This is a genomic window from Rhodothermaceae bacterium, from assembly GCA_009838195.1.
In the GTDB taxonomy this organism is placed as follows: Bacteria; Bacteroidota; Rhodothermia; order Rhodothermales; family Bin80; genus Bin80.
This window is the reverse complement of the sequence record VXSC01000022.1, coordinates 82,674-106,580: the sequence shown is the minus strand read 5'-3', so window position 1 is coordinate 106,580 and position 23,907 is coordinate 82,674. Positions and strand designations below refer to the sequence as shown.

At 53.0% G+C, this 23,907-nt stretch carries 18 protein-coding genes and 1 other RNA gene; 8 read left to right on the top strand and 11 right to left on the bottom strand.

The annotated features are described in order from the left end of the window. Positions 1 to 32 precede the first annotated feature (32 nt). Positions 33 to 1,724, top strand: a complete 1,692-nt coding sequence (locus F4Y64_05395; GenBank protein MXX97033.1) for a pyridoxal-phosphate dependent enzyme — start codon at positions 33 to 35, stop codon at positions 1,722 to 1,724. Positions 1,725 to 1,821: 97 nt separating this feature from the next. Beyond that, the gene (locus F4Y64_05390; GenBank protein ID MXX97032.1) at positions 1,822 to 2,361 is read left to right on the top strand and encodes a RidA family protein; all 540 of its coding nucleotides are present in this window, start codon (positions 1,822 to 1,824) and stop codon (positions 2,359 to 2,361) included. Here the strand turns inward: F4Y64_05390 and F4Y64_05385 are convergent. After that, positions 2,356 to 3,846: a S8 family serine peptidase gene (locus tag F4Y64_05385; protein MXX97031.1), complete on the bottom strand. Its 1,491-nt coding sequence runs from the start codon at positions 3,844 to 3,846 to the stop codon at positions 2,356 to 2,358. The two genes, F4Y64_05390 and F4Y64_05385, sit on opposite strands and share 6 nt — an antisense overlap. A gap of 92 nt (positions 3,847 to 3,938) precedes the next feature. Here F4Y64_05385 and glpK point away from each other — a divergent pair, with 92 nt between their 5' ends. Then, a complete protein-coding gene (gene glpK, locus F4Y64_05380) occupies positions 3,939 to 5,426 on the top strand; it encodes a glycerol kinase GlpK (protein MXX97030.1) in 1,488 nt (495 codons plus the stop codon). A gap of 14 nt (positions 5,427 to 5,440) precedes the next feature. Beyond that, positions 5,441 to 6,151: an aquaporin family protein gene (locus F4Y64_05375; GenBank protein MXX97029.1), complete on the top strand. Its 711-nt coding sequence runs from the start codon at positions 5,441 to 5,443 to the stop codon at positions 6,149 to 6,151. Positions 6,152 to 6,263: 112 nt separating this feature from the next. Here the strand turns inward: F4Y64_05375 and F4Y64_05370 are convergent, their stop codons facing one another. From F4Y64_05370 to F4Y64_05350, 5 genes are all read right to left on the bottom strand, one after another. Continuing rightward, positions 6,264 to 7,835: a hypothetical protein gene (locus tag F4Y64_05370; GenBank protein ID MXX97028.1), complete on the bottom strand. Its 1,572-nt coding sequence runs from the start codon at positions 7,833 to 7,835 to the stop codon at positions 6,264 to 6,266. Next, entirely contained in the window at positions 7,835 to 8,686 is an 852-nt protein-coding gene (locus F4Y64_05365; GenBank protein ID MXX97027.1) for a shikimate dehydrogenase, read from the bottom strand. Before F4Y64_05365 ends, F4Y64_05370 begins: the two co-directional genes overlap by 1 nt. Positions 8,687 to 8,749: 63 nt before the next feature. Then, positions 8,750 to 11,062: a sodium:proton exchanger gene (locus F4Y64_05360; protein MXX97026.1), complete on the bottom strand. Its 2,313-nt coding sequence runs from the start codon at positions 11,060 to 11,062 to the stop codon at positions 8,750 to 8,752. Positions 11,063 to 11,329: 267 nt separating this feature from the next. Continuing rightward, positions 11,330 to 11,494, bottom strand: coding sequence for a hypothetical protein (locus F4Y64_05355; protein MXX97025.1), 165 nt, complete (start codon positions 11,492 to 11,494; stop codon positions 11,330 to 11,332). Between the two features lie 460 nt (positions 11,495 to 11,954). Then, positions 11,955 to 16,517, bottom strand: a complete 4,563-nt coding sequence (locus F4Y64_05350; protein MXX97024.1) for a tandem-95 repeat protein — start codon at positions 16,515 to 16,517, stop codon at positions 11,955 to 11,957. Between the two features lie 326 nt (positions 16,518 to 16,843). Between F4Y64_05350 and F4Y64_05345 the strand changes: the two genes are divergently transcribed. After that, positions 16,844 to 18,262, top strand: coding sequence for a Glu/Leu/Phe/Val dehydrogenase (locus F4Y64_05345; GenBank protein ID MXX97023.1), 1,419 nt, complete (start codon positions 16,844 to 16,846; stop codon positions 18,260 to 18,262). Here the strand turns inward: F4Y64_05345 and F4Y64_05340 are convergent. The 3 genes from F4Y64_05340 to F4Y64_05330 all read right to left on the bottom strand — a co-directional run bounded on the left by F4Y64_05340 (position 18,259) and on the right by F4Y64_05330 (position 20,700). Next, positions 18,259 to 18,849, bottom strand: a complete 591-nt coding sequence (locus F4Y64_05340) for an acyltransferase (GenBank protein MXX97022.1) — start codon at positions 18,847 to 18,849, stop codon at positions 18,259 to 18,261. The genes F4Y64_05345 and F4Y64_05340 overlap by 4 nt on opposite strands. Before the next feature lie 2 nt (positions 18,850 to 18,851). Next, entirely contained in the window at positions 18,852 to 20,021 is a 1,170-nt protein-coding gene (locus tag F4Y64_05335; protein MXX97021.1) for a 3-phosphoglycerate dehydrogenase, read from the bottom strand. Between the two features lie 193 nt (positions 20,022 to 20,214). After that, a complete protein-coding gene (locus tag F4Y64_05330; GenBank protein MXX97020.1) occupies positions 20,215 to 20,700 on the bottom strand; it encodes an RpiB/LacA/LacB family sugar-phosphate isomerase in 486 nt (161 codons plus the stop codon). Positions 20,701 to 20,708: 8 nt separating this feature from the next. Between F4Y64_05330 and F4Y64_05325 the strand changes: the two genes are divergently transcribed. From F4Y64_05325 to rnpB, 3 genes are all read left to right on the top strand, one after another. Next, a complete protein-coding gene (locus tag F4Y64_05325) occupies positions 20,709 to 21,524 on the top strand; it encodes a Nif3-like dinuclear metal center hexameric protein (protein ID MXX97019.1) in 816 nt (271 codons plus the stop codon). A gap of 56 nt (positions 21,525 to 21,580) precedes the next feature. Then, positions 21,581 to 22,336 carry a hypothetical protein gene (locus F4Y64_05320; GenBank protein MXX97018.1) on the top strand — a complete coding sequence of 252 codons (756 nt, stop codon included), beginning with the start codon at positions 21,581 to 21,583 and terminating at the stop codon, positions 22,334 to 22,336. 15 nt (positions 22,337 to 22,351) lie between these two features. Further along, an RNA gene (rnpB, locus tag F4Y64_05315) (RNase P RNA component class A) lies at positions 22,352 to 22,756 on the top strand. Positions 22,757 to 22,796: 40 nt separating this feature from the next. Here rnpB and secG read toward each other — a convergent pair. Together secG and F4Y64_05305 are read right to left on the bottom strand one after the other, a co-directional pair. Further along, positions 22,797 to 23,156 carry a preprotein translocase subunit SecG gene (gene secG, locus F4Y64_05310; GenBank protein MXX97017.1) on the bottom strand — a complete coding sequence of 120 codons (360 nt, stop codon included), beginning with the start codon at positions 23,154 to 23,156 and terminating at the stop codon, positions 22,797 to 22,799. Positions 23,157 to 23,198: 42 nt separating this feature from the next. Next, on the bottom strand, positions 23,199 to 23,906 hold the full coding sequence (locus F4Y64_05305; GenBank protein ID MXX97016.1) for a 16S rRNA (uracil(1498)-N(3))-methyltransferase: 708 nt from the start codon (positions 23,904 to 23,906) through the stop codon (positions 23,199 to 23,201). Between the last annotated feature and the right edge of the window lies 1 nt (position 23,907).

Below are 23,907 nucleotides of genomic sequence, written 5' to 3'. Positions count from 1 at the left end.
ACACGCGTTCGGGGACAAGGTGTTCCCATCAAATGACCGCCAGAGACGTTCAGGCTCTGTTGGAAGGAAGGGGAGATCCTGTTCGGGCGGCACATAGCCAAGGCTTCTTTAAAACCGGTCCCGGAGAGTACGGGGAGGGAGATATTTTTCGCGGCATTACGGTGCCTGAGCTTCGGAAAGTCGCCCGATGCTGGAAGAAGGTCCCGCTTGAGGAGATGACTCTGTTATTGCACTCCCCGTACCACGAGGACCGGTTTGTAGCTCTGTGTCTTCTCGTCCATTCCTTCCAGCACGGCAACGAAGATGCCGTGTACCATGCATATCTGGAACATCTCCCCTTCATTAACAACTGGGACTTGGTTGATACCAGCTGCCACAAGATCTTGGGACCATACCTGTTCAAGCGCCCACGAACCTTATTGTATTTGTTTGCCCGCAGCAAAAATCTATGGGAGCGTCGAATTGCGATAGTGTCCACGTACTATTTCATCAAGCGTGACCAACTCAACGATACACTGGCTCTCGCAGACTTGCTTTCGGGTGACCCAGAGGACCTGATCCATAAAGCCAGTGGCTGGATGCTCCGTGAAGTCGGAAAACGGGATGAATCTGTGCTCGTCGAATTTTTGAATAACCCCACCGTACACCTTCCCAGAACAGCCCTCAGATACGCGATTGAACGATTCCCAGCACTCGTGAGGAAAGAATACCTGCAAAATCATGCGGCAGGGGTTCCCGTTCAGTCTATGACTCAGCAAACACCCCATTGGCGAGCCTACAGATACGTGATGGATGCCGCCGTCGAGCTGAAGGGTGGCGTTATCCAAACTCCTGTCCTCCAATCGGACGCACTGGCGAGAAGTAGCGGAGCAGATGTTTATCTGAAGCTTGAGAATGAGCAGCATACCGGATCATTCAAGTATCGAGGGGCACTGAATAAGCTCTTGTCTCTCGGAGTATCTCCGCCTCCGGTCATCGGAGCGTCTACCGGCAATCATGGCCTTGCCATGTCTATGGTTTTGCGTGAACTTGAGTTGGGGGGAACCATCTTTCTGCCTTCCACGACCGCCAAACACAAAGTGAACTCGCTCCGTGACCATGACATCAACCTAGCCTTCCATGGGAAAGACGGCATTGAGGCCGAACAAAAAGCACGTCATATCGCAGAGCGTGAAGGAGGTGCTTTCATTTCCCCTTATAATGATTTGCAAATCATTGCAGGTCAGGGAACGGTAGCTGTGGAACTCCTGAAGCAGATTGAGTCACTTGACTATCTCTTTGCCTCTGTCGGTGGTGGCGGGCTGATCAGTGGCATTGCACTTGTGCTAAAAACCCATCTCCCGACGATCATGATTGTGGGCTGCTCCGCGGAACGATCCAACGTCATGCAGAAATCCGTAGAGGCTGGAGTCATCGTCGAACAACCTCTGCAGCCAACACTTTCCGATGGTACAGCCGGTGGCATTGAGGCGGATTCCTTGACCCTGCCGCTATGCATGGAATTAGTCGACGACTGGGTGAGTGCCACCGAAGAAGAAATCGCCAGTGCTATGAGATTGATCTACCGAGAACATGGTATCAATATCGAAGGGGCTGCGGGGGTTACAGTTGCCTGTTTTCTGAAATACAGAAAATGCCTCACTGGAAAGCGAGTGGCACTGATAATCTGTGGTGGGAATATATCTGATGAACATTTTGATGCCGTGTTGTCCCAGGATTCCTGAATTGCTGCAACGGAGTTATCTTAACGACTCAAGTGCGCTTGAAGCAAACGACACCCTTAAACTACCAACTCATCGAACACTCACCACATCTCATCCCATGCACATCCGATTCTACACCATTTTTGTCATTTTCCTCTTCGCTGGGACCGTCGGCAACGTCCAAGCGCAAGGCTTAAGCCCGGAAGAGCGCTTGGATTCACTGGGCATTCAACTTGCCCCACCGCCCTCCCCTTTTGCCAACTATGTGCGTGCCGTGCAAACCGGCAACCTGGTATTTCTGGCGGGGCATGGGCCCTATTTGCCAGACGGCACCTACATCACAGGAAAACTTGGGCAAGATCTTACGCTCTTGGAAGGCTACGTGGCAGCGCGGCAAACGGCAATTTTACTTCTGGCTTCCCTCAAACAGGAGATTGGGGATTTGAGCCGCGTTACCCGGATTGTGAAAGTCAATGGTATGGTGAACGCAACCGCTGAATTTACCGATCACCCAAATGTTATCAACGGATGTTCCGATCTCCTAGTAGAGGTCTTCGGCCCTGAGATCGGAAGACACGCACGGGCAGCAGTCGGGATGAATTCTCTTCCAATCGGGATCGCCGTAGAAATTGATATGGTCGTAGAAGTAGCTCTATGACCCGATCCCCATCGCACTCTTCAGGGCGGCTTCGGCATTCATGAGACGACCGACCACGGGAGTATCGGGGATTTCCGTGCCGGTTTCATGTAGGATCGTGTACGCCTCTTCTGGTGTAAGCTCGGGATTCATAGATCGCATTACCCCCATCAAACCTGCGACGACGGGAGTTGCCATTGAGGTCCCACTCATCGACTTGTATTGCCCGTCAAGAAAAGAGGAATAGAGATCGACCCCTGGGGCTGCAAGCGGACGCGTGAGATTCCCGACCATGTTGGAAAACTCGGCTCTGGTAAGATCCTGATCCACAGCAGCAACTGCAATTACACCCTCAATATTCGACGGGAAATGGTCAATGGCATCTTCGTTGGCATTCCCCGCTGACGCAGCAATTATCACTCCCCGATCCAATGCGTATTCCACAGCATTGACCAGCACTCGCGGTTGTGCCTCTGATTTGCTTCCTAAGGACATCGAAATAATATCCGTCTGGGCTTTGGTCGCGTCGATGATTGCCTGAGCAATCTGCTCTATTGAGCCCTGACCATTTTCAGAGAGCGCCCGGAATCCCAGCACATTTATAAAGCGCCCTTCCCAGTTCAGCGAAGCAACCCCAAGACCGTTATTGGTCACTGCACCGGCAAGCCCCGCGCAGTGTGTCCCGTGGCCGTGAGCATCGTCCTTAACCCCTTCAACATAAACGGCCTGTAAATCCTCGTGCATTGATTCCACCCCCGTATCCAAGATTGCCACACGGGCTTTGCGAACGGGATTGGCATTTTCCAATACTGCATGGGCTTCATGTGCTTGAACCGCGTCCAATCCCCATTGTAGGCCTACATACGGATCATCCTCTATAACCGCCCTGGAGGATTGATCTGGCATTCGATCCGACGAAGGAAGTGAGAGATGTACATCAATATTGAGTTCCACATGGTCAACATTCTCAGAATCTGCCCGAAGTGCATCCATCACGGATCTGATGTGGCGTGGCGATACCTGAACAAGGTACACCTGGGCCAAATCGACATCCTCGGAGAGTGTAACCGTGGGAAATGCACGCTCCCATGTCCGTGCAAAGCGATTCAGGATTCCTTCTACCTCACCGATCGAATCGTCAGGCCCCAATTCTACCAGAATAGACTGCATATCCCGGTCCCAAATTGACTGCCACAAGAATCTGGCACCAAAAAGCAATCCCGACAGAATTAGAGAAACCACTCCCAAAATGACAAAGGGGCGTGCGCTGTCTGCCAGTTTTCTAACTCCCATATACGTTGCAGCCAGAAGTAAACTGATCCCGGTATCACGAAGCAGTTCAATTCCGACCTGCAGCACTCCTCCCCCTGACCAGAGCCTCGCAATCACAGCACCGGCTGCCAGGGCAAAACCAGCCAGGATTGCCCAAGAGCCGTTCTCCTTATGCCCAATGCCGATGGCAATTAAGAGCAGTGCGATTGCTGTGATAACGGTCAGAGTATCCATTCAATAGCGGGATGGCCTCTGTTGACTACGATCGGCTGTGTACCGGGTTGCATTCCGTAGTATATTTCGGGGATTATCCACTTTCTTTATACATGTCTTACATCCTCGCACTGGATCAGGGAACCACAAGCTCGCGCGCAATCATTTTCGACCAAGATGGATCAATCGTCGGAATGGCCCAACAGGAGTTCCCCCAGATCTATCCACAGCCCGGATGGGTTGAGCATAACCCAAACGAAATCTGGCAATCGCAGCTGTCGGTAGCCAAGCAGGCCCTGCAAGAATGCGGCCTGCTCTCCGAGGACATAAAAGCCATCGGCATCACCAATCAGCGCGAAACCACGGTGATGTGGGACAAGACAACTGGCCAGCCAATCCACAATGCCATCGTATGGCAAGATCGGCGCACCGCCGAAGAATGTGATCAATTACGCTCGACAGGGCATGCAGATTTATTCCAGGCGCGTACGGGTCTGATACTGGATGCCTATTTCTCCGGGACGAAAATCAAATGGCTCCTGGATCATGTGCCCAATGCCCGGGACATGGCGGCAGCCGGGCGTTTGTGTGTCGGTACGATCGATACCTGGCTGATCTGGAATCTGACCGGTGGCCAGCAATACTGTACCGATGTCTCGAATGCAAGCCGAACCCTGCTCTGCAATATCCACCACCACGACTGGGATGAAGAACTCTGTACACTTCTGGACATTCCAATCGAAATCCTGCCCTCTATCGTCCCGTCAAGTGGCGTCCTTGGAGAAACAGATTTTTTGGGAGCTCCGATTCCTGTTTCGGGAGTCGCCGGTGACCAGCAGGCAGCACTCTTCGGGCAGGTGTGTACAAAACCTGGTATGGTAAAAAATACCTATGGCACCGGCTGTTTTTTGCTTATGAACACGGGCGAAGATGCCGTCCCCTCCACAAATCGGCTCCTCACCACCGTAGCATGGCAATTGGGGAATCACAGTCAGTATGCTCTTGAAGGGAGTGTTTTCGTCGGTGGTGCAGTCGTTCAGTGGCTCAGAGATGAACTCGGAATCATTCACTCATCCTCGGACATTGAGGCGCTCGCCTCACAGGTAAGCGATAACGGTGGAGTCACGATTGTCCCCGCATTCACAGGATTGGGGGCTCCACACTGGGATCCCTACGCGCGTGGGACCATCACAGGATTGACGCGCGGAAGCAGTGCCGCTCATATTGCCCGTGCAGCACTCGAAAGCATCGCATACCAAAGCGCAGATGTGATTAAGGCCATGGAAGCAGATGCAGGTGTAAACCTGAAAGAGGTGCGTGTGGATGGAGGGGCAACTGCAAATGATCTGCTGATGCAGTTTCAGGCAGACATCCTCGGAGTCCCCGTGATTCGACCTGTCGTACGCGAGACCACAGCCTTGGGAGCAGCCTATCTAGCCGGAATCGCCGTGGGGCAATGGCCGGATACAGATACGATTAGTAAGTTATGGCAGATTGATCAGACCTTTGAACCCCAAATGCCCCGCTCAACCGCATTGGAACAGATGGAGGTCTGGGCAAAAGCAGTTGACCGCTCAAAAGATTGGGCCCGGAAATCTTAACCAAATCCTGAAACATGAGTCCATTTATCGGAGAACTGATTGGAACGACCATCCTGCTCCTTCTCGGAAACGCCGTCGTTGCCAACGTGATACTTAAAAAGACCAAGGGCCAAGGCGCCGGTTGGCTTGCGATCAATTTTGGCTGGGGAGTCGCCGTCTTCATCGCGGTGTTTATTGTCGCCAAGTACAGCGGTGCGCATATCAACCCCGCAGTAACTCTTGGACTTGCACTTGCGGGCGAGTTCTCGTGGAATTCTGTTCCCTTGTACCTTGCTGCACAGTTTTTGGGAGGTGCCCTGGGTGCATTTCTGGTATGGCTACACTATCGGGATCACTTTGATGTCACCGAGGATGCGGACGTAAAGCGGGCGGTTTTCTGCACGGCTCCAGCAATTCGAAACTATGCCTCAAACCTCTTGAGCGAGATCATCGCCACGTTCGTACTCGTGTTCGCTGTACTCTACCTTGTAGAGCCGGATGTGGGCCTTGGTGCACTGGATGCCATCCCCGTCGGAATTGTCGTTTTGGCTATTGGGCTGACGTTAGGTGGAACCACAGGGTACGCGATCAATCCCGCACGCGATCTCAGCCCACGCATTGTCCACGCGCTGGTCCCGATCAAAAACAAAGAGGGGAGCGATTGGAGCTATGCATGGATTCCCGTCGTGGGGCCGATCATCGGGGGCTTGCTGGCGGGAGCTGCCTTTCTTCTGATTGGGAGTTAGTTTCCGATCTGCCCGGCCGCAATTAATTGAATGGAAAACGTTTTTCCGTTCTTAACAATTCTTCCCATCCGAGCAGCAAGACGCACCGTTTAGGTGGATTTGGGATGATGCTTTAATGGTCGGAAACCGAAAACATCTTCGCAGCTGTCGGATCGGCGTTTTTCCAATTCTTCTCCAACATGGACTTTGCCTCCTGATATATCCCCTTATCTCCTTCCATCTTTGCTGCTGCAGATAAACCAATAAGAGACAGCGACCGTCTGGGAGCTCTTCCTAGAGAAGCTTTAAACGCTTTCATGGCATCCGCACCATTATTTGCCTTCAGATGGAATTCACCGAGGAGTTCATACGTTGGCTTCGCAGGCATTGGGGGACCATAGTCCAACGGCCTGTCTTCTTCAATTTTTGCTGCAGTCTTGAGAAGCTTAATCGCCTCATCCAGATTCCCCTCCAACACCAATAAATCCGCCTTCAGCTGATGCTGCAATAACAAGCTCACATCTTCCTTGTCGTCCAGATCCATGATCGCCTTGAGCGCTTGTCGAGCGCTTTCTTCATCACCATCAGATAAAGCTGTCTTTCCCCTGATAAATAGAATATTCGCCTTACTCACAGCGGACATCCCTCCAAGATCAAACTCTACCCGGGCAAACTTCGAATCCCACTGCTTTGTCTCCGCGAGGTGAGATGCCATCATCATCACTGTATATCTTCTTGTCGACTTGAGATCTCCGCCCTCTACCAGATCGTTGATCATATCCTGCATCAACTGTTCTGCTTCTGCATAGCGACCCTGCTGTGAGTACGCATAGGCGAGCCAATGCCTCGCATGAAAGGAACGCTGATTTACACTCAGCCCTTTGCGTTGCACACGCGCATTGCTCGCAGCGAATGAAGCTTCATTCGCCGATGCCATCTCTGGCCACATTCCCATGGCAGTGAAAATATGTGATGGCATGTGCAGCGCATGCGTTGCTTCAGGAGCAATGGCTGCATACACGCGCGCAGCACGCAACCCAAGTGGTGCATGAATCGGGTCGTCATAAGCATGAATCAGATAGTGTGCAGCTCCCGGATGTAGCGGATTCTTGGCAAAAACCTCTTCGGCAATCGCAGCGGCACGCATATATAACCTAAAATCCCGCCCATCGTGCGCCAACCCTAGAATTGACAATGCGTGAAATGCCGCCGCCTCCAGATCTTTTGGATATTTGGCCGCCAGTACGCTCATCTTCTTTTCATAGGCAAAATCCCGTGCTTTTTTGTCTCCTTCGCCGAAGTACAAAGCCTCAACTGCAAGGAGGTATTCCTTCTCACGTTCTGTGGGTGCCTTTTCCAGTCGGCCCTCCAGATCCGGGGCAAGCTCCAACAGCACGCTACGACCATCCTCCGCATCCTGCTGCATCCAGATTGGATGATTATGAGTCATGGCTTCTCCCCAGTATGCCATTGCAAAATCAGGATCAATCTTGCGAGCCTCTGCGAACGCCTCCCGGGCATCGACATACTCAAAGCTGTGCAATAGCAAGAGGCCTCTCGAAAACTCCTCCTGCGCCTGCATCGAACCTGAATTTTTAAATGTTGTACTTCCCAGTCCCGTGACCTGGGCCACCGCGGGACAAGCAATAAAAAGTACGAGGATGAACAGTGTTAGCGAATGACGAAAAAACATTTTCCGGCGCATTAAGTGGTAAACAATTTTGCCAAGGTGTCATGTACAACATCAACTGGCATTTCCCGGTCTGTCCACTGCCTGTATGCAGCGGCAGCTTGCTCAATCAACATCGTAAGCCCCCCGATGGTCACTGATCCGCGGTTGGCGGCCTCTTGGAGCAATCGAGTGCGGTATGGACGATAGACCAGATCATAGACGATCTGCCCTGGGACAAAATCTTCTTTCTGTTCCCAAGGAGTTTCCTGTACGTTTGGGTACATGCCTATAGGTGTACAATTTACAATCAAACGGCTTTCCCTAATATACCTTGATGCTGAATCAAAATCACATACCTCCAGATGAGCGCCAAATGAAGAAAAATCATTGGCCAAGTTTTCTGCCTGACCAACTCTGCGTGCGACCAATGTTAATGGATTGGGACTGTAATCTCTCAGCAAGCCATAGGCGGCTGCCCGCGCAGCACCACCTGCACCAAGAAGCGTCATCGGGGCTCCGTGTATCTCTAGGTCTTTAAGAGGAGCTAAAAATCCCTCAATATCTGTATTGTCCCCGTAGAGCTGATTCTCTTTGCAGACGATTGTATTCACTGCCCCAATAGCCCTGGCCGTATCAGAAAGAGAATCCATATGAGGGAGAACGGCCTGCTTGTGGGGGATGGTCACATTCGCACCGGCAAAACCAAGGGCATTCAAACCCCGAACAGCCTGCGACACCCTGTCTGGTGCGAGATCTATGGCCACATAGACATAATTCAATCCTTGCTTCTGAAGTGCCGTGTTGTGAATGACCGGCGATAATGAATAGTGAACCGGGTGCCCTAGAATGGCAATGATCCCGGTGGTTGCATCAGGAAAAACCATTCTCAGAACATCCTTGCGAAAAACTTATCAAATACCATTGTATAGCAGTTGTTGCCCAACGGCCTAACCGAACACGGGCTCAAACTTGATGGCACGCAGCATTGCCCGCAACTCCTCCTCGTCTGCGGCCTCACGCCAGGCAGGTAAAAGGGAGCGACGGCCAAGGCGCCCGGCCAGATGTGCCTGCACGCGAAGGTGTTGTGCCGGATCATCTTCGGGAGTCACAAAGAAAGCAAGTGCTTCGATGGCATCGTTCGTCTGAGGCAATTCAAGCGGAACCCCGCACCTTACGATGACTAGTTCGCTGCGAGAAATTTTACTGAGCCGCATGTGGAACAGTGCAACTCCCGGTGTCAAAATAGAGGCTTCCTCCTTCAACCCTTCCGCCAATCCTTCAGCTAATCGGTCGGCAGACTCAGGTACCCGCTGACTCAGTAATTTGGCAACACCTGATATCAATTGTTCCGGGGTCACTGAAAGGATATGGTCAGTGACAATCGCATGATCCACCAGGTCATCGAAGATTGTAGTGTCTTCCATATCTCCATCAATATGGAACGGAGGGAGCATCATGATCACCGTGTCTCCCATTTGCGGAGTCAGATCCTTTTCCTCTGAATGAATCAGAAGATTCGATCCTCGAACAACGAAAAGAAGGAGCAACTCGCGCCCATATTTTTCCTCCAGCGCTTCATAGGATCCCGGCTCAGTAATTCCAAACGTGCGGATTGCTCCTCCGGCCTCAAAGCGACGCTCTAGGTCATATGCGGTATAAACCCCTCCAAATAAAGACCGCCCGCGCATGTGAGAAGGAACCCGAACCAGTGATGCTTCTGGGCGCAGGGGAGGACCTGCGGGCTGATAAACCTCTACACTGCCGAAGACTTCCTTGAAGCGAAGTGCAGCCAGAGAGTTCGTATCATCATTGGCCGTAAGTGCCATGAACCGCCGGATACCACTTAAATCCAATTCGTCAGGCACCTGCTCCTCGAGTGCGTCGGCGACGACCGCGGGCAGTCCCTGATCCTGGGCCTGCTCAATATTTCGTTCATTGGCATCAATCAAAAGCACCGCAATCCCCTGTTCCTGGACAGCTTTCGCAATGCGCTGTACCCATGTCTTGGCCCCTAGAAACAAGATCCCCTGTGGATTCGTGTCTGCCATTCCAAGCAAGCGAGCCACCGGCTGCAGCGTCAATCCGTATACCGTCACGGTACCGATAATCACCATATAGACAATAGGTACCAGCGGCCCTGCAGCATCTGCACCATACACCGCTTCAAGACGAACCGAGAAGAGAGAGGCTACGGCTGCCGCCACAATCCCACGGGGTGCAAGCCACGCAATGAACCCCTGCTCTTTCCAATTGAGCTTGGTGCGGAGGCTGGAAAGTACTACGGCTACAGGACGCACGACAACAATCAGGATCCCCAGAAAAATGAAAGCGCGAGCATCAAAATAGGTCAGTGCATCAAAGTCAAGACGGGCACTCAATAAAATGAATAGGCAACCGATGAGAAGCGACTGTAGATCTTCTTTGAATTTGGTGATGCTACGGACATTCACATACGACTGATTCGCAAGAAAAACCCCCATAATGGTCACAGAAAACAGCCCGGATTCTTCATGCAGGCTGTTGGACAGTGCAAAGACCACGACAACGACCGTCAGAGCAAAAGAGCTCTGCAAATAATCCGGTACAAGGTGGCGACGAAGTAGAAAGAGCATGAGTGCACCGCCTAAAAGACTCACCCCGATACTCACGGCTGCTATCGTCATGAGCGCTTCAAGGGAGGGGAAGATTGGTGCTAGCATTCCATCTCTCCCGCCATTTGCAGCATGCTCGTGCATCACGATTACGGCCTCAAGAACCAGAACTGCAACAATCGCACCCACGGGGTCAATAGTGATTCCTTCCCATTTTGCAATGGCATTTACCCGGCCGCTGGGGCGCACATGTCTAATGAGAGGCAATATGACCGTGGGGCCCGTAACGGTGAGGATCGCTCCAAGCACGACTGCGATTTCCCATGGCATCTCAAGCACATAGCGGGCAGCGATCGTAGCGAGAACTGCCGTAACCGCAACGCCAACGGTTACCAGATTAAACACTGCCTGCCCCACCCCCCTAAGCTCCGATAATCTCAGGTTCAGTCCTCCCTCAAACAGGATAATCCCGATGGCCAATGACACAAAGGCAAACACCCATTCACCCTGCAACTGCTCGGGAGGCAGGATCTGCGTCACTGGACCTGCCAAAAAACCCACAATCAGCAGAAGAAGAATGGACGGAACACGAATTCGCCATCCCAACCACTGTGATCCAATCGCCAATGCAATTACCAAAACAATATTGATCAGGACGGTCCCACTCATGTAATCAGGCTGTTTGTTTTAGCAGATAATTCTTTTTTGAACCGAACACCCCCCATAACAACGCTTCCCCCCGATTCTCAACTCTAATGATCATTCCATTCCTCTTCATCTAACAATACGGACCCTGCTTACATCCTTGCAGTAGTCCAATATCTTCTAACAAGCCCTAATAAATTTGTATCTGTATCCGAAAGGTAATGTATTGCCAGCAGCTGATCAGTACGAACCTTCTTGAGATCCTGTGTCGAAATTGAACGCCCATGCGGATCATGGGTTAGGTTCCCCAACAGAGCATCTATCTATTCGCTCTTCAAGATCCTCGCAGATATGATGCTCCATATGTTTCCCGTCATCATGCATCTTTTCCCAAGAGTAACCAAGAATTTCTCCGAGATAGGTTTCCGGGAGTCGGTGATGACGAAGAATTTCCAAGGCATTTTTTTTCTGACTTCTGTGAACTTACCCCCTATAGGACTCGTGCACTATCAGCTTCATTGGATCCAAGCGCTTGATCATGTCTGTCTCCTATACGGCTGACGTATTCATTGCGCGAGCAATATCTGTAGTCGTACCTACAACGGTGTCTTTCCGAACCAAAAATAACACTTTCAGATAATCTTGGTTGGCTGGGTTCATCATCTTGGCAAATCAATGAATCGTAAGCTCCAACTGCTACAGCAATTGATAGTCCCTGCCCGAAGATAATGCACATATAATAATAGCGAAAGCTACCCGAGCTATGCTGTCCTAATTCCGACCTGCGAGCAACCTGTTGCGGTCAATATTCAAAGTAGCGAGCAGATACATCGTTCTCACGAGAGCTTGCGCCCAACGTCACATCAGTTGATGAACGAATTCCATCACTCTTTCCGTTGTAGCGCATCCAACCGAGTCACCGTTCCTTTACGGACATATGTGGGGGTAAGTAGTTATTTTTTCGGATTTGAGGTTCTCCTGACATGTCAATGCGCAGGTCGATGCCGATGCCGGTCACGTTACTGTAGCGACCGCTGAGATTCAATCTCTGACCACCGAGCAGCTTAATACCGTAGCTGCCGCGCATATCCAGCGCGTGAGGGGCTGTCTCCGAGTAGCGGCCGTTCTGCGGACCGCCGCCGAGCGGAGTAGTCCAGAGTGCGCCAGTACTAATAGCCGCGTCGCCCCACCGTGGCGAGACGGACAGCGAAAAGCCCTCGCCGCCCTGCCGTCCCACGGTGAGCGTGAGCGCTGCCCCCTGTTCGCCGTAGCCTGTCGCTGAGTGCAGTGCGAGCATGCGGGCTTGTGCGTCAAGACGCAAGATGCCGAACATAGTCCGCAGTCCTGTGGCTACCTCAATTCCGGACCCCACCTGGCCTGTACCTCCGTCTCGTCGCGCATATACATTCCCGAACGGCATCAGCGCAACTCTGCCAAGCTGCGCGGTCAATGACAGATCAGCTCCAATCCGGATCTGATGGACCCGAACATCCTGGCCGTCCAATGTTTCTTTCCCGTCTCCGGTCTGGAGCGCGGCCCACGCGGCATCTCCGAGGAGACTGAAATCCACGCCGCCCGGTGCCCCAAAGCGCTGCCGGAGCTCGACGAGGCCGAGCCGGAGATCCAGGCTGCTCGTGCCAAGTCGCCCCCGCTCCCGCAGGTTCTTGGCATCCCCCCTTCCCGCACCTACCGAAACCCAGACCGACGTGGCCCCGCCGCGCCAGCGCAGGTACGGATAAATTGCGTCCATGGTCTGCGTAAGCTCTCCGTTCGATGTGCCTGCGTGCCAGTCGCCAACACTCTTGCTCCGTGACAGGGCCACGCCCACAAGCCAGTGCTCGCCAACCCCGGTATCCATCCCAACATAGCCGATCCAGAGGCCGGCGTCATAGCCGGAGGCATAGCCCTGCACGGTTGGCGTCCCCTCAAACCGCTGCGCGTCCCCCTGGCCCCACACGGACCAGCGTCCGCGACACCGATCTTGGCCGCCCCATGACAGAAGAAACTCCGTCTGATTGACTGTATCCCAGATTCCCCTCCCCCCAAGTCGTGCCTGTGCGCCCGACACCGTCAACAGATCTATGCCGGTCGGGGACTCTTTATCCATTCCTTGTCCCAAGTCCAGTGCGGTCGCACGTGCACGCTCCCCGACGTCTCCCAGTATCGCTGTCGCTGCCTCCCATCCCAGCGGCACGGATCGTCCCCGCACCGAGAGACGGGATGTCTCGCACCGGTTTGTCCCGATCCGTTGTCCAAGTGCCATCCGCACGCTTGCAAGATGGTTGCGGGCCGTGGCGGCCAGCAGATTCTCCAGGACCGCACGTTGCGGTCGGTCACTCACACCGACCCGGAAGATCTGCGTCGCATAGAGCCCTCCAAGATCCTCGACCGTCACCGTCACCGTCACGGACCCGTACAGGCCCGGAATCAACGTCAAAAGTGTTCCCACTGTCACGACTTTGACAATCTCCGGGTCGGACGTCTGCGCAGCGTAGGTCAGCACGTCGCCATCTACATCACCGAAAAATGGCGACAGATCTACATCAACCGATGCTCCTCCCTCGTCAAGCATCTGATCCGGGATGGCTCCAATTGCAATGGGCGCATCGTTGACTGGCAACACGGTCACCTGAACCTTCGCCGTCGCTGTGAGGCCTTCACCGTCCGATACAACATAGCTAAACATGTCAACACCATGGAAGTTTGCGGCGGGCGTGTACGTCATGCTGCCGTCCTGTGCGAGGTACACCATTCCATGGGAGGCCGCCGATACAGTCTCAACATATAGGATGTCACCGTCGGGATCCGTGTCGTTCGCAAGCACATCCACGGTGACTGCCTGGTCCTCGACAGTTCTGACATCGTCATCCACTGCAACGGGATGTTCATTCACATCCGCCACATCAATGACTACCTCCGTGTGCGCGTTTCCTCCGGCGTTATCCCCGGCACTCACTGTCAACTCGAACCGGTTTGGTTCTGCCTCAAAATTTTCTCCCCGACCCGCGTAATGAATCACGCCGTCTTGTACCCCTACCAAAAAGCGTTCCCGGTCACCGGACACTGCCTCATAGGTCAACGGGTCTCCGTCAGGGTCTTTGGCTACAACCCGGCCGAGTTCAACCGGATGCTCCCGACCGCCCTGGTTCTCCAGCAACTCAAAGCGGTAAACCGTCTGTTCAAATACTGGTCTACGATTGACCACCGTGATCTCAACCTCGGCCGACGCTGAGCCGTTCCGGCCATCGTCAATGACAACTCGGACCGTGAACCTCCCCAGTTCCTGAGGTGCCCGCCACCGCGAGAACGCTTCGTTCGTCCGTCCAATAAAGCTACCCTTCGAGGCACTCCAAGTGTAACTCGGAACATCGCCGTCTGGATCCGATACCTCCGCCATTAGGTGGGACTCGCCGCCACGAGGCACCACGCACGGATCACACGAGACCGTAACCTGGGGGAGTTCGTTCACATCTAGGACGTTGACCACCACCTGGACCTGTGCTTCGGCTTCAAACTCATCGTACGCATGCACTGTTAACTCGAACCGGTTCGGCTCCGTCTCAAAGTTTTCTCCCTGACCTACATAATGCGCCACGCCATCTTGTGCACCCACCGAAAAGCGTTCCCGGTCACCGGACGCTATCCCGTACGTCAGGATATCGCCGTCCGGGTCTTCGGCGATCACTCGTCCTAGATCAACCGGATGCATGCGTCCGTCCTCATTCTCCGGTAAAACAAGGTTATAGACCGACTGCATGAACACCGGCGGGCGGTTGACCACTTCAACCTCAACCTCGGCCGATGTCGTTGCACCCAGTCGGTCAGAGACGCGGATCTGGATCGTGAAATGCCCCAGCTCCGCGGGTGCTGTCCAACGTGCCGTGCTACGAGTCACTAGTCCCGCAAACGTTCCATCTTGGGCACTCCAGGCATAGTCCAGTGGATCGGCGAATGGATCTCGGGCCGTCACGCTCAAACGTACTTCACCTCCACGGGGTACCACGCATGGGTCGCACGAAGCGGTCACTATCGGTGGACTGTTGACAACCTTAACCACGACCGTAGCTGTTGCGAAGCCGCCGTATCCGTCGGAAACCTGAATCTGGATCGGCGAAGAACCTGTCTCCTGCGGAGCTGTCCAACGAGCCGTTGATTCATCGGTTGGTCCGCTGAAGTTGCCTTCAGTTGCGCTCCAGGCATAGTTCAGCGGGTCGCCGTCTGGGTCAAATGCTCTGGACTCCAGGTGTACCTCGCCACCAGGCACTACAATGCACAGGCCGCAGGTAGCGGTTACCGTGGGATTACGATTGAACGTCGGGGCCTGGATGGTCACCGTCGTAGTGCCGCTGACCGTGATCTGCGAGGGGGACACCGTGTTCGGAATACGCGACCAGCCGTCCAGCGACAATGTTACCGTCTCGTCCTCCTCCATCCGCGCGTCTGGAAGTGCAATCACCCGCAGCTTCTGGTTCCGTTCGTACAGGACGGGCTGAACTTGACGCTTCCCATCTACAAACACGATGGGTGAAATATCCCAGTGACTCCCGTCAACCGACATCTCAACTCGGTAGTCGCTGCCCGGATCTGCCGTGCCACTGAGAGTCACTTCAACTCGTACGGATCTCTCATTGAATCCTCCCGCGGTCGTCAAGGAAGCCTCCGCGCTGCCTCCGCGCTCGGATATCACCGGCGGAGACGCCGGACCTAGCGTCACCAACATCGGGTGGTCGTCGTTATCCTTGACGGTGAAGATGATGTCCTGAGCACCCGGTCCGTCATCACAGGGACGATAGTGACGGCCGCTGTCGTTTCGCGTGATCTGTCTCCGAAGCGTGACGCGGCGATCCCCGAGATCATCATTGTCGTGAAGTGTAACTGTCCAAGATTGCGCCGTCCCCGTATTCTCTTCGGTCCATGTCAGCATCGGCGGCTCAACGGTGAGAATACTGGGATCGGAACTGATATGGCTTATTACTTCTGGCGTGCAGCCTTGGCTTGCAAAAAGGGTTGTCTGGTATGTGTACGATCGGCCTTCATTGACGGTGAATGGAATGGGCTCATCATCGGCTGCCCAAACGCGCGCCACGGTGCTGAATCCGGTGTAGTTCCCTCCGCTTGCGGTAAATGTGACCGTCGTTACACGATGTGCCGGAGGAGCATTGAGTATGTTGTCGTCGACTGCGGTGTACGTCACTTCCTGCCAAGTTCTGTAGTTATCTACGGTAAACGAGAGCATCTCCGGGTGCACGGTCACCACCGAAGCATCCCCACTGACCACCTGCACCGTGACATCCGCATTCGGCGGCGCATTAGCACTCAACCGCACCTGCTGCTTGAAGGTGCCACCGTTCTCCCTGAGGGCAATGGCGTGCGTAGCAAGATGTATGGTTTGTCTGGCCTCTGCCGGTGACAACATGCCCGCAGCGAACGCCAAGCTGGCCACCATCTTGATCGCGATACGAGTACTTACAATGAACATCTACAAAGCTTAATGTCATTGAAAAAATGGGGGGGGGGCACTCGCTATTTCTATCCTGTCCTCAGACGAAGGTACAATTTTTCGCAGATTCAGAATCGTTTTTTCATTAGACCTCAAACGATTCACCGCCGGCAGGTTCTCCTTCTGGAGGATCGGGTATACCGCATCCGAAGTATGCAGACGTCTGCGCTTGTTAATTTCCCCTACCATGATTAATTTCGCGATAACCTCCCTGATAGAGTCCCATCCAAATACAATTAAATGTTGTCGGCATTAAATTAGCGAATGCTAAAAGCGTTTCCACTTAAATCATTGCCCCCAAATCGATGCATCAAACTTCTTTCTTTGCTGAGGTCAACAAGATGTTTGCCCGCGCTGCACAATACACCGATCACCCTTCAGGACTGCTTGAACAAATTCAGAATTGCAATAGCGTCTATCATATGAGCTTTCCGCTCCTACGGGATGATGGGAGTATTGATGTGATCGATGCATACCGCGCTGAACACAGTCATCACATGCAGCCGACAAAAGGCGGGATCCGTTATGCCCCTTCCGTCAATGCAGACGAGGTCATGGCACTGGCAGCTCTCATGTCCTATAAATGTGCGATCGTAGATGTACCGTATGGCGGAGCGAAAGGTGGGATCTGCATTGATCGACAAAACTATTCTCAATCTGAGCTGGAGCGGATCACGCGACGCTATACCTTTGAGTTGTCGAAGAAAAATTTTATAGGTCCTGGTATAGATGTGCCTGCTCCAGACTACGGTACAAGCAGTATCGAAATGAGTTGGATTTTTGATACGTACCGTTCCATAGCAGATAATCCGCTGGATGCACTTGCATGCGTGACAGGAAAACCGGTTGGGATGGGAGGTGTTCGTGGACGCACAGAGGCCACTGGTCGTGGGGTCTTCTTTGGAATCCGTGAGGCATGCAACATTGAAGAGGATATGCACGCACTTGGACTTAGTGTCGGGGTAGAGGGAAAAAGCGTCGTCATTCAGGGGCTGGGAAATGTTGGCTACCATACTGCCCTTTACCTTGAGCAGGCAGGTGCAAAGGTTATTGGAATTGCAGAATATGAAGGAGGAGTGTATAATCCCGAAGGATTTCTCTTGGAAGATATTGTTTCGCATCGCAAGGAGACAAAGTCAATCCTCAACTTCCCCGGGGCACAGAACTTTACCGATTCCTCCAAAGTCCTTGAGTTGGAGTGTGATATTCTTGTTCCAGCAGCCTTGGAGAGCCAAATTCGAAGCAATAATGTGAGCCGGATCCAAGCCAAAATTATAGCGGAGGCTGCCAACGGCCCCATCACTTCTTCTGCCGACCAATGGCTGATTGAGAATGGAGTGCTAGTTATCCCCGATGTCTACCTGAATGCGGGTGGAGTGACGGTTTCCTACTTCGAGTGGCTCCGTAACCTATCTCATGTGCGGCACGGCCGCATGAGCCGGCGTAGAGAAGCCCACAATGCGCTGCAAATACTGGAAACCGTGCAGGGACTCGTCGGGAAAAAGTTTGATTCAGAAACTATTTCGGGTATTGAGTCTAGTCTGGCATTCGGGGCAAGTGAAGCTGATCTCGTTGATTCAGGGTTAGAAGACACGATGGTAGGCGCGTATCATGAAATTCATGAAAAATCCCGCGGCCATAATCTTGATCTGCGCACAGGCGCCTTCATAAACGCAATCGATAAAATTGCACAGGGATATCTGCGAAGTGGGATTTTCCCCTAAGCCCTGTCGGGCCGGGCCGCTGTTTTTTTATACGGTTCATAAAACCGTTGCAAGGCAGCAATATCTCCCTCGACATCTCCAGTGGGCTCAAGAGGGGGACCAAATCCTACCATGCGGCCGGGGTAATCGAAGTAGGCAGGCACAATGACGACCTGCGCCCCCCTTGCAATGTGGTAGAACCCTGTTTTCCAGTGTTCTACCCGGCTACGTGTGCCCTCAGGGGTGATCGCAAAAATAAATTTTTCGCGCTCTCTGAAAAGCTCAATGACTCCCTGAACCATCCCATGGTGCTGCTGCCGATTCACTGGATTGCCTCCGCATGCACGAAGTATGGGACCAAACGGCCAGCGAAAGATCGTATGCTTTGCGATCCAGGATCCCTCCATATCCAGAGCAAACATGACGGCCATGGCGACAAAAAAATCCCAGTTCGAGGTATGGTACGCCCCAATCACAACGAACTTTTTGAGGTCGGGGACCGTCCCCTCAATACGCCAGCCCAATCTTGTGAGCGCCCACCGCGCCCACCGCATCATGCGTGGTTTCTCTTTGCGCGCTACGTTCGGTCCAAGATCCGGGAAGGCCATCCTCACAGAGGCAAAATCGTGCGTATCCGAATGACACCATCAATAGCTTCCAGACTTTTAAGCACAGAATCGGGGATCGAGCCGCTGACATCAATCACGTTATAGGCCAGAGCACCTCGTCCCTTATTCACAAGATTATCAATGTTTTGGCCTGTACCTGCCAAGATGTTCGCAAACTGACTCAGCATACGCGGCTCATTCCGGTTTACAATTTGAATCCGATGCCTCTCTGGACGAAGCGGTAATCGGACACTTGGAAAATTCACTGAATTCTCAACATTCCCACACTCAAGATAGGCCCGGAGCTGCTCGGCGGCCATCACGGCACAATTATCCTCTGCCTCAGGGGTGGATGCCCCCAAGTGGGGAACCGGGAGTACTTTCGGGTGATGGGCTAATTCTGCGTCGACAAAGTCTGTAACGTAACACGAACAGATACCATTATCCAGCGCTTGTACAACAGCTTGCTCATTGACAATCGGTCCGCGTGCAAAATTCAACAGTCGCACTCCTGGCTTCATGCGCGCAAAATGCTCCGCACTAATGAGATTAACCGTTTTTTCATTCAGCGGTGCATGAACCGTAATGTAGTCAGCTGTTTCAACGATTTCATCCAGTCCCGAAGCACGCGCGACTTCACGGCTGAGCCCCCAGGCATTCGAGACGGAAATAAATGGGTCGTAACCGAGCGTGCGCATACCCAGCGCACTTGCTGCGTTGGCAACGGCGACACCAATCGCCCCAAGGCCGATGATGCCCAGGGTCTTTCCCCTGATTTCAGGGCCCTTGAAATTTTTCTTTCCCTTTTCGACAACGGCTGCTACATCTTCGCCTTCAAGTGTCCGGGCCCAGTTGATTCCATCAATGATCCGCCGAGAAGAGAGTAGCATCGCACAGATGACCAACTCCTTCACACTATTTGCATTCGCTCCCGGGGTATTAAATACAGCGATCCCCTGAGTTGAGCACGCATCAATCGGAATATTATTTACACCTGCTCCGCATCTGGCCACTGCCAGGACAGAATCTGGAAATGAAACTCCATGAAGTTTATAGCTCCTTAAAAGAATTGCATCTGGATCTGGAATATCTTCCCCGATGATGTAACCGTGATCAGTCAGCCTTTCAAGGCCCTTGGACGAAATCGTGTTGAGAATCTTAACTTTGAACATGAATGAGTTTGGACGAAAAGAACCGCCAGTGACGTGTAAATTTGTTGGAGTGGGTTAACGAAAAGGAATCAAATCCCCCATTTATTGGAAACAGTGATGTTTCACATCGAGCGCGTACTTGCCAGCCCATTTATACGCGCGAAAACACAATTTTTTGCCTAAATCTATCCTGAATGGGTCCTGTTATTTTTGCTTACTCACTCTTGGACGACTCGGAAGCCCGATGATCGTCCAGCTCATTGACGAAGTCCACTTGGGCGACGTTCCACGCATCTGCGCTGAATGGCGTGTCGAACCATGCATCCAGGATTTCCTTTAACACGACTTCACTGGTGATTCGCATACTCAAAGCCAGTACATTTGCATGGTTCCACTCTTTGGCACCTCGGGCGGTGGCTGCGTCCAGACATAATGCGGCTCGAATTCCTGGCATTTTGTTTGCTACAATCGAACAACCCGTACCTGTCCAGCACATGACAATGGCTTCCTCAGCATTCCCCTGCAGCACCTCGTCAATTGCTGATTTAGTAACAATAGGCCAATCCCGGGATTCTTCTCCGGCGTGTGGACCATAATAAATTGGCTCATATCCCCGATTTCGTAGTAGAGTAAGAAGTACTTCAACCAAGTGCCCATATTCGTCGCAACTGACCGCTATCTTTTTCAATCTTGTATCCATTCTGTTCGATGTCTGAAAAAAATTTTTGTGCTCATGATCTGGCCCAGGCACTTGAGTCATGGGCGGACCCCTCTTTCGCTGAATCGTACGACAATGTCGGGCTACAGGTTGGCTCTGCCACGCAGATTGTTCGCCGTGTACTAATCGCACTGGATCTCACCCCCGGTGTCGTGGAGGAAGCGATTCAGAAAGAGTGTTCGATGATTCTGACTCATCATCCATTATTGTTTCGCAGCCCTTCCCGTATTCTGGAAGAAGACTTTATCGGTCAGCTGATTCTTCGCCTCGCTCAAAAGAATATCACCCTTTACAGCATCCATACGAATCTGGACGCGGCTCATGGGGGTGTTTCCATCGCTCTGGCAGAAATCCTCGGCCTACATCACAGAACATTCCTAAACCCGAGTGATGACGGAACGTTCGGGATGGGAGCGATTGGCCATTTACCCGAGCCAGAACCCCTGAAAAGCTTCCTGGACCGAGTGCACGCAAGACTGAAGACACCGTCACTTCGTTACGCAGGTTCTGATGAAGCTCAGATAAAAACGGTGGCCGTATGCGGCGGATCAGGCGGCAGTCTAATCCAGTCTGCTCTGGATGCGAAGGCAGATGTGTACGTGACGGCAGACCTTGGCTATCACCGCTTCTTTGAGATCCTTGGTCCCGACGGGAGCTGCCAAATGGCACTCGTGGATGCCGGACATTATGAAACGGAGAAGCACACCGAACAACTTCTCTGTACCTGGCTGACAGAACGATTCCCCACAATAAAATTTTACTGCACGAGTGCTCCCACCACCCCAATAAAAATCTCTATCCGCTGAACCTGACTCCGTACATTCTCGTTAGAGTCTGCTACGTTTTGCACACGCCATAATTTATGAGTACCACAGAAACAAAGATTAGCAGTCAATTACGTGCACTGATCCGACTACAGCACATCGATACACTGATTTACCAAGTCGTGAAGGAGCAGGGAGATCTACCTGAGGAAATTAGAGACCTGGAAGATGAGTCCGCAGGATTGCAGACCCGCACGAACAACATCAGACAGGAGCAGGAAGACATTGAACAGTCGCGCCGGCGTAGCGAATTCGATATTGAAGAGGCAGAAGCGCTGATCAAGAAGTACGAGGAACAGCAGCTCCAGGTCCGCAACAACCGTGAATATGATGCGCTGACCAAGGAGATTGAGGCACAGAACGAGCGTATCCACGAGGCGAAAGAACTCATTGCGGGTACCGAGGGCTCACTGGAAACGAATGCGAGTCAAATTGAAGAAGCGCAACAGCGTCTTTCTGATCTGGAGAAGATGCTTGAAGACAAGCGCACCCAGTTGGAGGGGGTATTGTTGACGACCGAGCAGAAAAAGAAAGAGCTGGAGACACTGAGAGGGGATGCGGAAGCCTTGGTGGATGAACGCTACCTACGGGCCTATCAGAGGCTGCGGAATCGGTACAGAGATGGACGCGCGGTGGTTCGACTGCGACGCGGCGCAGCTGGCGGCTTTGCGGTTCCACCACAGCGTCAGATGGAGATTCGCCAACGTAACCGGATCATCCCGTGTGAGCATACTGGTCGCATTATTGTAGATAGCGAGTTCTACGAACAGGCAACCAGTGACCTGGTCGTTTAGTACCATGGTAGATAACGTGTTGGCCGGATCATCGCCTTGCCGAAAGGCAGGGAGGAAAGTCCGAACTCCATAGGGCACCGTACTTCCTAACGGGAAGGCATCGCGTGAGCGATGACGGCAAGTGCAACAGAAAGTAAACCAGCCGATGGCCCTTACAGGTCAGGTGATGGGTGAAATGGTGCGGGTAAGAGCCCACCAGCGTCATGGGAGATCATGGCGGCTAGGTAAACCCTACGCGGAGCAAGGCCAAACAGCATCGCACGCGCAAGCGATAAGGTTGCCCGCCAAATAGCGATGCGGGTAGGCTGCTAGAGGCCAGTGGTGACACTGGTCCCATATAGATGATGATCCCTCCGGCTTCGCTGCGCGGTGGCCGCAGCGCCGGATAGACAGAATTCGGCTTACAAGTCAACACGTACCACCAGGGGTGGCTTCCGCGAAGGAGGTCACCCCAATTCTTTTACTCCTGCGTTGGAGGTGTCAAGGGAGCTGCTTCCTCCAACGGAGGAGGAGGTAATTCCTCTGGAGCCGGAACCGGCTGCTGCGTGGATTGCTGTGACTGCTGCTGGAGAATACTCTGCTGCGATGTGCCGTCATCAATGACAAAGTTCGTCAAGACGCACAGTACAATAAAGACGGTAGCCAGGATCCATGTACCTCTTTCAAGCACATCTGGTGCTTGTCTGGCTCCTAGGATCTGCGTAGTCGCCCCTCCTGAGGCGATGCCGGCCAAGCCGCCCCCTTTACCGGCCTGAAGCAGGATCAATCCGGTCATGATGACCCCAATGAGTGCGATAATGACAATCAACAAAGTGAACATGATAGGAATTTTTCTTGGTGCCCTGCTACTTCTTCCGTCTCCCTAGGTTCCGCTTTGCCCCGCGAGCACAACCGCTGCCGCGCAGCAGATCGCTGCCGTTTCTGCACGAAGGCGGCGTGGCCCCAACCGAACCAGTACCGCACCTCTGTCAACGGCAAGCCGGCGCTCATGCTCTGCAAATCCCCCTTCCGGCCCAATCAAAATCCTGACCGGACCTTCCCCTTGATGAATTGCTGCCATTAACGCAGTATCCGTGTTGGGATCTGCCACGAGGATCCCCGGCCCCAGGAGTTGATGGAGGGAGGTTGGAGGATGCAAATCCGGCAGCCTGCTTCGGTTGCATTGCTTCAGCGCAGCCGTCATCACTTGCCGGGCACGATCTTCACGCCAATTTCTGGATTCCGTCCGCTCGGTCAGCAAAGGTATAATGCCCGTAACCCCCAACTCAACTGCTTTTTCCAAGAACAGATTATACCGCTTCTGCTGCTTCAACAATGCAAGCCCTACTGTCAGTTCGTGGACGGGCTCCCCCAGATTCTTATGTTCGGAGATAACGTGACCATGGACTCCTTGCCGGTCTGCCTGCTCAATCTGTACCCGTGCTGCGTACCCCTGCCCATCCACTACCGTAATGATGGTGCCAGGACGCAGTCTAAGTACTTTGACGACGTGCTTTGCTTCATCTGACGGAAGAACCACATGCCCGGTTGGAGAGAACGCTTCGGGCGGAGCAAAAAAGAACCTATCCATA

Coding starts and splice junctions, on each gene's coding strand:
- F4Y64_05395 (MXX97033.1), top strand. CDS start 33: ATGACCGCCAGAGACGTTCAGGCTCTGTTGGAAGGAAGGGGAGATCCT.
- F4Y64_05390 (MXX97032.1), top strand. CDS start 1,822: ATGCACATCCGATTCTACACCATTTTTGTCATTTTCCTCTTCGCTGGG.
- F4Y64_05385 (MXX97031.1), bottom strand. CDS start 3,846: ATGGATACTCTGACCGTTATCACAGCAATCGCACTGCTCTTAATTGCC.
- glpK (MXX97030.1), top strand. CDS start 3,939: ATGTCTTACATCCTCGCACTGGATCAGGGAACCACAAGCTCGCGCGCA.
- F4Y64_05375 (MXX97029.1), top strand. CDS start 5,441: ATGAGTCCATTTATCGGAGAACTGATTGGAACGACCATCCTGCTCCTT.
- F4Y64_05370 (MXX97028.1), bottom strand. CDS start 7,835: ATGCGCCGGAAAATGTTTTTTCGTCATTCGCTAACACTGTTCATCCTC.
- F4Y64_05365 (MXX97027.1), bottom strand. CDS start 8,686: ATGGTTTTTCCTGATGCAACCACCGGGATCATTGCCATTCTAGGGCAC.
- F4Y64_05360 (MXX97026.1), bottom strand. CDS start 11,062: ATGAGTGGGACCGTCCTGATCAATATTGTTTTGGTAATTGCATTGGCG.
- F4Y64_05350 (MXX97024.1), bottom strand. CDS start 16,517: ATGTTCATTGTAAGTACTCGTATCGCGATCAAGATGGTGGCCAGCTTG.
- F4Y64_05345 (MXX97023.1), top strand. CDS start 16,844: ATGCATCAAACTTCTTTCTTTGCTGAGGTCAACAAGATGTTTGCCCGC.
- F4Y64_05340 (MXX97022.1), bottom strand. CDS start 18,849: ATGGCCTTCCCGGATCTTGGACCGAACGTAGCGCGCAAAGAGAAACCA.
- F4Y64_05335 (MXX97021.1), bottom strand. CDS start 20,021: ATGTTCAAAGTTAAGATTCTCAACACGATTTCGTCCAAGGGCCTTGAA.
- F4Y64_05330 (MXX97020.1), bottom strand. CDS start 20,700: ATGGATACAAGATTGAAAAAGATAGCGGTCAGTTGCGACGAATATGGG.
- F4Y64_05325 (MXX97019.1), top strand. CDS start 20,709: ATGTCTGAAAAAAATTTTTGTGCTCATGATCTGGCCCAGGCACTTGAG.
- F4Y64_05320 (MXX97018.1), top strand. CDS start 21,581: ATGAGTACCACAGAAACAAAGATTAGCAGTCAATTACGTGCACTGATC.
- secG (MXX97017.1), bottom strand. CDS start 23,156: ATGTTCACTTTGTTGATTGTCATTATCGCACTCATTGGGGTCATCATG.
- F4Y64_05305 (MXX97016.1), bottom strand. CDS start 23,906: ATGGATAGGTTCTTTTTTGCTCCGCCCGAAGCGTTCTCTCCAACCGGG.